The organism is Rossellomorea arthrocnemi, assembly GCF_904424705.1.
Classification (GTDB): Bacteria; Bacillota; Bacilli; order Bacillales; family Bacillaceae_B; genus Rossellomorea; species Rossellomorea arthrocnemi.
In genome coordinates, this window is sequence record NZ_CAJGBF010000020.1 from 52,634 (window position 1) to 63,000 (window position 10,367).

10 protein-coding genes are annotated in these 10,367 nt (G+C 42.1%); 6 read left to right on the plus strand and 4 right to left on the minus strand.

Going from position 1 to position 10,367, the window contains the following annotated elements; all coding sequences use genetic code 11:
• Positions 1-65 precede the first annotated feature (65 nt).
• Genes BAA9072_RS19660 through BAA9072_RS19675 form a run of 4 tightly spaced genes read right to left on the minus strand, consistent with a single transcriptional unit; the run spans position 66 to position 4,260 of the window.
• Positions 66-1,544 (minus strand): tripartite tricarboxylate transporter permease, encoded by a 1,479-nt coding sequence (locus BAA9072_RS19660; protein WP_201716383.1) that lies wholly within the window; start codon positions 1,542-1,544, stop codon positions 66-68.
• A gap of 15 nt (positions 1,545-1,559) precedes the next feature.
• Positions 1,560-2,027: a tripartite tricarboxylate transporter TctB family protein gene (locus BAA9072_RS19665; protein WP_201716384.1), complete on the minus strand. Its 468-nt coding sequence runs from the start codon at positions 2,025-2,027 to the stop codon at positions 1,560-1,562.
• Positions 2,028-2,073: 46 nt separating this feature from the next.
• The gene (locus tag BAA9072_RS19670) at positions 2,074-3,060 is read right to left on the minus strand and encodes a Bug family tripartite tricarboxylate transporter substrate binding protein (protein ID WP_201716385.1); all 987 of its coding nucleotides are present in this window, start codon (positions 3,058-3,060) and stop codon (positions 2,074-2,076) included.
• Positions 3,061-3,105: 45 nt separating this feature from the next.
• Complete coding sequence (locus BAA9072_RS19675) at positions 3,106-4,260, minus strand: 2-methylaconitate cis-trans isomerase PrpF family protein (RefSeq protein WP_201716386.1); 1,155 nt, start codon at positions 4,258-4,260, stop codon at positions 3,106-3,108.
• Positions 4,261-4,417: 157 nt separating this feature from the next.
• Between BAA9072_RS19675 and BAA9072_RS19680 the strand changes: the two genes are divergently transcribed.
• The 6 genes from BAA9072_RS19680 to BAA9072_RS19700 all read left to right on the plus strand — a co-directional run bounded on the left by BAA9072_RS19680 (position 4,418) and on the right by BAA9072_RS19700 (position 10,341).
• Complete coding sequence (locus BAA9072_RS19680; protein ID WP_230980952.1) at positions 4,418-5,311, plus strand: LysR family transcriptional regulator; 894 nt, start codon at positions 4,418-4,420, stop codon at positions 5,309-5,311.
• A 362-nt stretch (positions 5,312-5,673) separates the two neighbouring features.
• Entirely contained in the window at positions 5,674-6,486 is an 813-nt protein-coding gene (locus BAA9072_RS19685; RefSeq protein WP_201716387.1) for a TrmB family transcriptional regulator, read from the plus strand.
• 176 nt (positions 6,487-6,662) lie between these two features.
• Positions 6,663-7,505, plus strand: a complete 843-nt coding sequence (locus BAA9072_RS19690) for a BKACE family enzyme (RefSeq protein WP_201716388.1) — start codon at positions 6,663-6,665, stop codon at positions 7,503-7,505.
• A 58-nt stretch (positions 7,506-7,563) separates the two neighbouring features.
• Positions 7,564-8,601, plus strand: coding sequence for a ketopantoate reductase family protein (locus tag BAA9072_RS19695; RefSeq protein WP_201716396.1), 1,038 nt, complete (start codon positions 7,564-7,566; stop codon positions 8,599-8,601).
• A 28-nt stretch (positions 8,602-8,629) separates the two neighbouring features.
• The gene (locus BAA9072_RS24570; RefSeq protein ID WP_269139973.1) at positions 8,630-8,758 is read left to right on the plus strand and encodes a hypothetical protein; all 129 of its coding nucleotides are present in this window, start codon (positions 8,630-8,632) and stop codon (positions 8,756-8,758) included.
• Positions 8,759-8,859: 101 nt separating this feature from the next.
• A complete protein-coding gene (locus tag BAA9072_RS19700) occupies positions 8,860-10,341 on the plus strand; it encodes a sodium:solute symporter family protein (protein WP_230980953.1) in 1,482 nt (493 codons plus the stop codon).
• The last annotated feature ends 26 nt before the right edge of the window (positions 10,342-10,367 follow it).

A 10,367-nucleotide genomic window follows, 5' to 3' on the forward strand; every position in this document is an offset into this window, starting at 1 on the left:
ACACAACTAGGATAGCCACCCAGTTGTGTCTTTTTGCGCGCAATATTTCCGATTGTACCCATCCTTCATTTTTTCTTTAAAGCCTTTGCAATGATCGGATAAAACATGGCCAATACGGCAATTAATAAAATGACTCCGGAAATCGGTTTGGTAATAAAGGATAGGTAATCTCCCTCTGTGACCAACAAATTCCTTCTGAAGTTTTCTTCCATCATCGGCCCAAGAACCAGTCCCAGTACAAGCGATGCCGGAGAGAAGTGATATTGTTTCATGAAATAACCGAGTATACCGAAGATCAGCATGACCCACACGTTGAACATCGAATTCCCCACGGCATAGGAACCTACCATTGATAGTAAAACAATGAGGGTCCCCAACATTGAATAAGGAAGCTTCAGTATGGCCGCAAAGGCTTTAACACCCAAGCGCCCCCCAATAAATACCGTTACACTCGCGATTAACATGGAAAAGAATATGCAATACAGCATCAGTGGTTGTTCTGTCATTAACTGAGGACCGGGCTGTAATCCTTGAAGGGCAAGAGCCGCCAGGATAATCGCCGTGGTTGGACTACCAGGAATCCCCAAGACAAGTGTCGGAATCATGGCTCCACCGGCAGCTGCATTATTGGCAGCTTCTGGTGCGACTACTCCTTCTTCTTCCCCTTGTCCATAATTTTCTTTGTTTTTACTGGTCCGCATGGCTTCTCCATAACTCACAATGGAGGCAATGGAACCTCCCGTTCCTGGAAGTATACCGATTACGGTTCCTATCACGGCCGATTTCAGTAATACCCACTTATGTTTTATAAGCTCTACAAGCTTGATGGTTTCCAATGAAACCTTATTGCTCATATTTAAATCTTTATGTTTGTCCGTTACTTGATTTAAGACTTCTGCAAGGGCGAACGCACCAATCATGATCGGGATCATTTCAAGGCCATTCATCAATTCAATATTACCAAAAGTAAAGCGGTTGGCCCCTACTATGGGGTCCATCCCGATCATAGCAATCAAGATCCCTATCAGCCCTGAAGCGATGGCTTTGATCGGTGACTTCGTTCCAATCGAGGAGATGACCGTCAGCCCAAGCACAGTTAAAGCAAAATACTCTGCACTCTGAATGTTTAAGGCAACATCGGATAAAGGTGGTGCTAAAAACAGCATAATCAGAACAGAAAAGACTCCTCCAAATGCGGAGGCACTGATCGCCAGACTAAGTGCTCTTCCTGCTTTCCCATTCTTCGTCATAGGGTAGCCGTCAAAGGTTGTGGCCACCGACTCAGGCGTTCCTGGTGTATTAAACAAAATAGCTGTGATTGACCCACCGTAGGATGAGCCTGCATAGAGCGCCACCAATAAAATAATAGAAGGAAGAATCCCCATGTAATATGTAAAAGGCAGCATTAGAACGATTCCCATTGAAGAACTGATGCCGGGCAGCGAGCCAAAAAACACACCAACCAACATACCGACAAAGACTAGAAGTAAATTCATCGGTGTTAAAGTTGTCAAAAGGCCATCTACTAATAGTTGTATATCCATTATTCTCCCTCCTTATCAATATAAGAAATAACTTAACTCTTTAATAACCCCGATTCCTCTAGGCAAAGGGACCGTTAGTAGATTTCCAAATACCAGAGTAAATGTAATGGCTACCACAATGGACGTAATCGCCATTCTCACATAGTTTTTTTGTCCCAATAAGAAGAATAAAAAGAAGCAAAAAATAATCGTGGCAAGTGTGAAACTGATGAGATCGTTCAATACTATAAACACGATGATTCCTACTAACAGCCCTGCATATGCCAGATTAATATTTAATGATACGGCCTTTTCTTTACTGGATTTCTTAATCGCATTGAACAGTGATACGAGCAATAATAATAAAATGATCACGATAATGACCTGGGGAAAACCTGCCGGCCCTATTGGATCAGCCGACCTGCCTGTTGAAATGGCGAACGATTCTTTGAAAAACAGCCCCATAACCAGTATAAGAACAACATGAAACAGTATTTCTCCCATATACTCCCCTCCAAAACGGGCGGCTAATAAAGCCGCCACATAGCTATTATTTAAGTCCCGATTGTTTCGCTACTTGATCAAACTTGTCGTAATCTTCTTCCATGGCCGCTTTAAATTCTTCAGGACCTAAGAAACCTTCACGAATATCGGTTAACGATTCAGCGTTGAATTTCTTATATTCTTCTGTTTCATACGCTTTTTCCATTTGATCTAACAGAACGTCTTTCACTTCCTGAGGCGTTCCTTTCTTTACCACGAACCCTCTCCATGAACCGATTGTGACATCATAACCCTTCTCCACTGTTGTAGGAGTATCTTTCAGCTCGTCAATCTTTGTAACACGTTCGTCATTCAATACAACCAGTGGTTTGACCTTTCCATCCTTGATATACCCTACTGTATTAATCAATTTATCTAAATAAACATCCACTTCGCCACCAAGTACCGCAGCCTTCACTTCAGATCCTGAACCGTAAGGAATGAACTTTACTTTAACACCCGTGGCATCTGCCAAGGCATTCAATGTTAAATCATCCAATCCTCCAGGACTGACTCCTGCAAAGGTAATCTCCTTCTTTTTCCCTGTTTTCACCAGTTCATCAAAGCTCTCGATATCACTATTCGCAGGAACTGACAGGACGTATATATCAGACTGGATGCGGGCAAGCGGTTCAAAATCCTCCAAGAACTTCATATCCTCGCCTTTTCCTAGTACATCTGCAATCACATGGGAAGGAGTCACTTCCAATACCGTATATCCATCATTAGCCTGACCGTGTGCATAAACCATTCCGACCAATCCACCGCTGCCGTCTTTATTAACAGGCTGAAGTGGTTTCTTCATATCTTTAGACATGATTTCGGCATATTTTCTGGCAAAGGTATCACTGGCACTTCCTTCACCGAAAGGCACCACTAACTCGACGGGCCGTTTTGGGTAATCCGAACTGCCGGCAGCAGTTTTATTTGAACTACAGCCTGCTGTTACGATACACACGAATAAAATGACGATAAGTACAAGTTTTCTTTTCAATGTGATTCTCCCCTTTGTAAACGCTTTTATTTTTCTGAATACTTATCAACCCATCAGATGAATGGGTATCAAAGTATTTCCTTCCATAATTCTTCTTGCCGTTCTCCCAATCCCGCCTCTTACAAGCTTATAACCAGCCTTCTCTTTCTTTACGTTGACATGAACCAAAATCGTTCCGGTCGGATGGCCGATACTGATTTCATCTTTATCATCTGTAAAGAGTGAATGAGGAATCGATCCGGGTATCTTACAAGCAGTCCCTAATCCAATCGCTCCGCTGACAGCAAAGGCACGATGCAAGGTCCCCATGGCAATATAACGGGCAACGATGTCTATGTTTTCTCCCTCGACTATTTCTCCATTTTCATCAGTATAATCGGCGGGAGGAGAAACGATGGTTACCTTCGGAAGAGCATGAGTTTCCGGTGTGACGACCTCCCCTTCATGGAACAATCCAATCAGTCTGCCACATTTCACGCGGATCTCTTCAATTCTACTTTGTAAAGATGGATCATTTATTTCACCTGAAAGCTCTACCCCTACTAAACCAATATCAGAAGCATGAAGGAAAACGAGTATATTTCCCACATCGATAATCGTCACTTCCACGATACTCCCATCATCTACTTGAATGATGTCTACTACATTACCTGTCGGAAGCAAGGCCCCCGTAAAGGATCCTCCGAAATCCAGGAAATTGACCATAATGCATGAACCCGTTCCCGAAACCCCTGATATAGCAAAATCTCCCTCATAGATGATATGTCCATCCTTGACGGGTACTTCCACTTCCATCACCCGTTTCGTATTCGTATTATAAATCTTCACCGTCGTCATACCCTCATTGATCTTCACCAGTCCTTCTTCAACAGCAAACAACCCAACAGCCGAAGCCATATTCCCGCAAGTCACATTATAATCAATATTCTGACTATTTGTACTAACTTGACCGAAGGTGTAATAAATATCGCACCCATGTATATCCGTTATTCCCACTATGGCAACCTTACTTGTCAGGGGAGTTCCCCCTCCGATACCGTCTACCTGTCCATTTCTGGAACTTCCATAAATTTTCGTTATGACATAATCCCTATTTCTTGTATCCTTAGGCAGATCATTATCTTTGAAAATTAATCCTTTACTCGTACCACCCCTCATCAAAACGCTTGGCAGTTTATATAGTTGACCATGAATGTTCACTCTGTCATGCACCTTCTTAAAAAATTAATTGATACCATGGTATAAGAAGAGTATATTCAAGGTATTGAAATAAATAAAATATTTATTTTTTATAATATAAGATAAAAAAATTTTATACCACATCTGAAACTATTCATATCACTATCTTCGGGAGGTTATGATGGATAACTTTGATTGGGATTTATTAACTTCATTATTCGAACATAAAAATATTACCAAAGCGGGTGAAGCATTAAGAAGCTCCCAACCTGCGGTAACCTATCGACTAAAAAAACTAGAAGAAGAGTTTGGCGTAAAAATTGTCTACCGTGGTCATAGAGGCGTCGCCTTCACACCCCAAGGCGAATACTTAGTCCACTACGCCATGAACATGCAAAAAGAGTTCCAAAAAGTAAAGGAACAAGTATTAAACTTTGAAAATAAGATTCAGGGAATATTAAGAATCAGTGCTTCTAGCATCTTTTCCAGATACAAACTACCACCTATCCTTGGTGAATTCACCAAGCTCTATCCCTTAGTGGAATTTCACGTCAATACCGGATGGAGCGAAGAGGTCATCAACTCTATCTTCAAGGAACAATCACAGTTAGGCATCCTCCGGGGAAACTATAATCTTTCCCAAGAAAAACAATTACTCATGGAGGAAAACTTACTCATCGTGTCAAAAAATCCAATTGATCTACACAATTTAGCGAACCTTCCAAGGATTTATTACAATACGGACACTTCATTAAAAACATTGATCGACAACTGGTGGACGGAAAATTATGTCTCTCCCCCGATGATTACGATGAGAGTGGACAATATGGAAACATGCAAAGAAATGGTACTAAACGGCTTGGGCTATGCTATTCTCCCCAACATATTATTGGAAGAAGATGAAGAGCTTTACAAAACACCATGCCTAACAAAAGACGGTGACCATGTTAAAAGGCAGACATGGTTAATTTACAAAAAAGAATACTCCAATAACCTGATAATTAAAGCTTTTTGCGACTTTCTAAAGGATTGGGATTTTAGAAAAAGCCGGATAAAAGAAGAAATTGAATAAATCATCAATGACCTGATTACTCAATAAATTAAGTATATTAAAATAGTGAAGACAGATAAACACTATATAGCTATTACCTACTTCGGGTAGAGTAGAACGGTACAGACTCTACCCTTAACCTTCACGCAACTAACCCCACTGCCTTCGTTTTAAAACCCCTATAAATAGCTTCACTTTCCTCACCTTTCCTCCTTCATTAGACTTTTCATTTTTGAATACCCCGAGGCACTTCCCGATCACCTCGGGAAATAGCTCACCAATTCAACATGGAATAAAGCAGAATGAAAACGTCTCCATGTTTCTCCCCCCCCCCCGTTGACACCCTACTACCTAAGTAGTAATATCTAAATTAGGTGATAATTATGAATATTGAAAAAGTAATAAACTCGTTAAAATCTAATGGTTTTACAGAATACGAGGCAAAGATTTATCTCTCTCTTCTTAAAGAATCCCCATCTAACGGAAATATGATCGCGAACAGCTCAGGGGTGCCTGGTCCGAAGGTGTATGAGTCATTAAGAAAGATGCAGGAAAAAGGCTATATTTTCTTAGTAGCAAGTGGGGAAAAGAAGAGCAGCAAGCGCTATACCCCACTCCCTTATAAAGATTTATTACAATCTTTAGAGAAGGATTTTTCGGAAAATTTATCCCTTCTTGATACAACACTCGAGGACATCTCCAAAAAAAGCAGGCATGATTGGACAGAATTATTTCATATTGAAGGATACACCACTTCAATGGACGTGGTAAAAAGTGAGATTGGAAATGCATCCAGTGAAGTTCTAATTAGTTGCTGGTCAGAGGAATTGGGTCAATTATTTCCTCATCTATCACTTGCTCATGAACGAGGCGTAAAGATTGTATCGCTGATTTTTGATAAGACCCAAAAGAAGATCCCGTGGCGGAATTTCCACCACAATGATCATTTAGAAGAGGCTCTGACCCAGCGTCACAGCGGTGAATTGAACATTGTCATCGATCAATCGAAAGTGATTGTGTTTGATGCGAACGATAAGCAGCCAAATGCAGTCGTGTCCAGTCATAAAGCGATGGTGGCCACAACTAGAAAGTATATTAGACATGACATTTATGTAAACCGGATTATGAACGACATGAAAGAACCCTTGGTCGAGCTGTATGGTCAGAAGTTTGAAGGATTAATCGATGACTTTTAGCTCCTGCATTGTTCTTATTAAAGGAGGTGATACCCTTTTAAGATAAACGTGTCAAACTTCAGCCCAGATTCTATAAATCTTCCTAGAACCTTCCCTCACGTATTTTTTTACATCCTGCTTCCTTGGAAAAACGATAAAACTTATCAACCCAAAATAAAATTTCAGGAGATGATCAGATGGAAAAAGTAGTTTTGACAGTAGCCACAACCGGAGCGTGGACCACTAAAGATCAAACCCCATACGTGCCTCTTCACCCCGAAGAAATTGCAGATGAAGTGTATGCCTGTTATCAGGCCGGTGCTTCAATAGCTCATATCCATGTCCGGGATGATGATGGCAACCCTTCCATGGACTATAAGAAGTTTGAGAAAACCGTGAATTTAATCAGGGATCGATGTGATATCGTGCTGAACCTTACATCATCAGGGGGACTGGGGCTTGATGATGAAATGAGGATGAGACCCTTCATGGAGTTGAAACCGGAATTAGCCAGTTTTGATTGCGGCTCGATGAACTGGGGTCATTCTACGACATTCATTAATAGCCCCCCATTTCTTGAAGAGTTGGGACAGAGAATGAAAGAAAATGGAGTGAAACCGGAAATTGAGATTTTTGATGCAGGAATGGTCTATAACGCTGAATACTATCAGAAAAAAGATATAATCGATTCCCCTTCCCACTACCAGTTTGTCCTGGGAGCACCAGGAGGAATGGCTGCAACAGTGGATAATTTAGTCTTTCTTAAGAATCTCATTCCAAAAGATTCCACCTGGAGTGCCTTCGGAATCGGAAAAATGCATTTGCCCATTCAATATGCAACGTTAGCTCTCGGCGGACATCTTCGGGTCGGTATGGAGGATAATGTGTATTATTCTAAAGGCGTATTGGCCAAATCAAATGTTGAGTTTGTAAACAGGGCTAAACGACTTGTCACTGAAATCGGAAAAGAACTCGCTACCCCGGATGAAGCAAGGAAAATACTTGGATTAAACAAACAAAATTCAACAGTGGCAAACTGACGGGAAAAGTATAACCACATTTGAAAGCGCATTCACTTTATTCAAGGAGGGGTTTATGTTGAAAGTGGCCGTTGTGGGCGCAGGCTCATTGGGAACCATCATTGGTGCATTGATCTCTGATGGTGGACAGGAAGTCGATTTGATCGACATTAATCAAGCGCACGTTGACAAATTAAATGACGAGGGGGCAAAGATAACCGGTTTTCTTGATAAGACAATACCTGTTACCGCTCTTCTTCCAACAGAACTCGATCATAAATACGATTTGGTCTTTTTATTAACCAAGCAGGTGTATACTCGCACGTCTCTCAATCAGTTACTCCCCCATCTTCATCCTGAAAGTATCGTATGTACACTGCAAAACGGTATACCCGAGGACCACGTTGCCTCGATCATTGGGCAGGAACGAACCTTGGGAGGTGCAGTCGGCTTTGGTGCCACATGGATTGGACCAGGTGTATCGGAGTTAACGACTGAATGGGAGATTGTTCGTCACTATGCCTTCGATATAGGGGAATTGGACGGGCAGATCACTCCCCGCCTCCAAAGGACAAAAGAAATCCTGGACATGGTAGGTCATTGCGAAATATCAACCAATATTTTAGGCATCAAATGGTCCAAGCTATTGATGAATGCTACATTCAGCGGAATGTCAGCTGCACTCGGATGTACGTTCGGCGATATTTTGACGAATGAAAAAGCCATGAAGAGCCTTGCTCATATAGCAGATGAAACGATCAAAGTCGCTCATGCCCAAGGAATACGCTTGGAGAAAATGCAGGGGAAAGACATGGAATTTCTTGAATTGAGCGAGGAAAGCGGAATAGAAGATAAAATGGATTTCTACCATGAGGTCTGGTCGCCCCATAAGAATCTCAAAGCCAGTATGCTGCAGGACCTGGAAAAAAATAAACCAACGGAAATTGATTTCATTAATGGCTTTGTCAGTAAAAAAGGCAAAGAATATGGTGTGAAAACCCCATACAACGATATGGTTATCCATTTAGTAAAGGAAGCGGAAACAGGGCAAATGACACAAGATTTTCACAGTAAGCTTGAACATTTCGATCATTTACATTCAATGCCGGCAAACTAACACATTTCGTTGAAAAGGAGATCGGATTATGATCATAGCATTGTCTCTTTGGGCAATTACGATTTTATTTTCTGGAATATTAGGTACTTTCCTATGCTATCGGATTGAAAAGAGTAAAGTGAAGCATTGGGGAGCTTCAGGGAAACTATTCAAATAGAAGAAAGCGGGTGAAAACTCTTGTGGTATATTGCTGTTTTTTCATTTTACGTCATTTTTCTCATATGGTCCTGTCTGAAAAGCCTTAAGAATGTCGAATCCATGTCAGACTTCACCACTGGCGGTCACCGGATGGGCTTGTTGATCGGGATCGGGACGTCCGTTGCAACCTGGGTAAGTGTTGCCTCAGTCATGGGGGTCCCCGGATATCTTTACAGTTCGGGGGTAGCCGCTATCATTGGATGGGTGGCCGGATGGTTCTTTGGTACAGCGTTAATTCCATTGGTTGCCTATAAAATCAGAAGACCGAAAACACCTGCCAGAACATTCCCCGAGTTTGTTCATCTGCGATTTGAACCTTTTAAGAAAAACAGTCAGTTAAGGACGCTGGTCGCAGCGTTAATGCTTGTTGGATATTTTGTCTTTACCCATTTACAGGTAGTAGGGTTTGGAATTGTCTTTTCAACCATTACAGGTATAGATTATAAGATTGCGATTTTTGCCTTCCTGATCTTTTTGCTGTTTACAAGTATCGGTGGATTTTGGTCCGTAGCTGTAACGGATACTGTAAATACCGTGTTGATCGTTACAGGGGTATTCTTAGGTGCTGCAGCCGTATTGACGGCGACAGGCGGATTCCAAACGATCTATGACACCCTTGCTACGACCACCGCTCCCACCAACGAAGGAGGAGAAGCGCTATCGAAAGGAATGCTCTTATCACCAGTCGGCAGTTTCGGATTGGGTGCATTGTTTTCCATCTTCATCTCTAACTCACTTGGTGCCGCCGTGTCACCCCATTGGGTCACTAGAATGTTAGCACCCAAAAGCGTAAAGGTAGCCATTATGCAAATGATGCTATCCGTCTTTGTATTAATCGCGATATTCGTCCCACTAATCATTATCGGTCTTGGCGCTAAAACGCTGATCCCCAGTATACCTGCAGGACAAACGACCGATTACATCATGCCTCTTGTCATCACGGAATACGCGCACCCGCTTGTCGGCGCACTCACCTTAGTAGCTTTATGTGCCGCTGCAGTGTCGACTGCCAATTCCATGCTCCTTCATTGTGGTACATCACTGTATTATGATATTTACAGAAATATCTTTCCAAATAAGAAAATCAACGAAGACAAATCGAGAAGTCAGCTAAGATACTGTGTCATCGGCCTTGGCGTCCTTGCTGTTCTCAGTGCCATTAAGCCGCCAGTCCTATTAGCAATGGGATTCACCTATGTATATGGCGGATTCGGAGCTGCTTTCTTCTTCGTAGTATATCTTGGCCTGTACTGGAAGCGCATGAACCGCCTGGGAGCTTATGCCAATATCATCCTGGGATCATCCGCCTACATCCTGGCAAAAATTCTTGGAGCGACAAATCCCTTCCTTGTCGCCTTAACGATTTCATTCGTAGGGGTCATGATAGCCGTACTTACAACAAAAAAACCACCTTTAGAAGCATACGAACCCTACTTCGAAACAGAAATCAGTCACTCTACCAAAAAAGTCATTTCCTCAATCAGAGAGGAAGATCATAACTCTACGGAAGACCTGGTTTCGGTTACAAGAGAAAATGCTTGAAGAGTTGGGGGGAGCAAGGGGGGGGG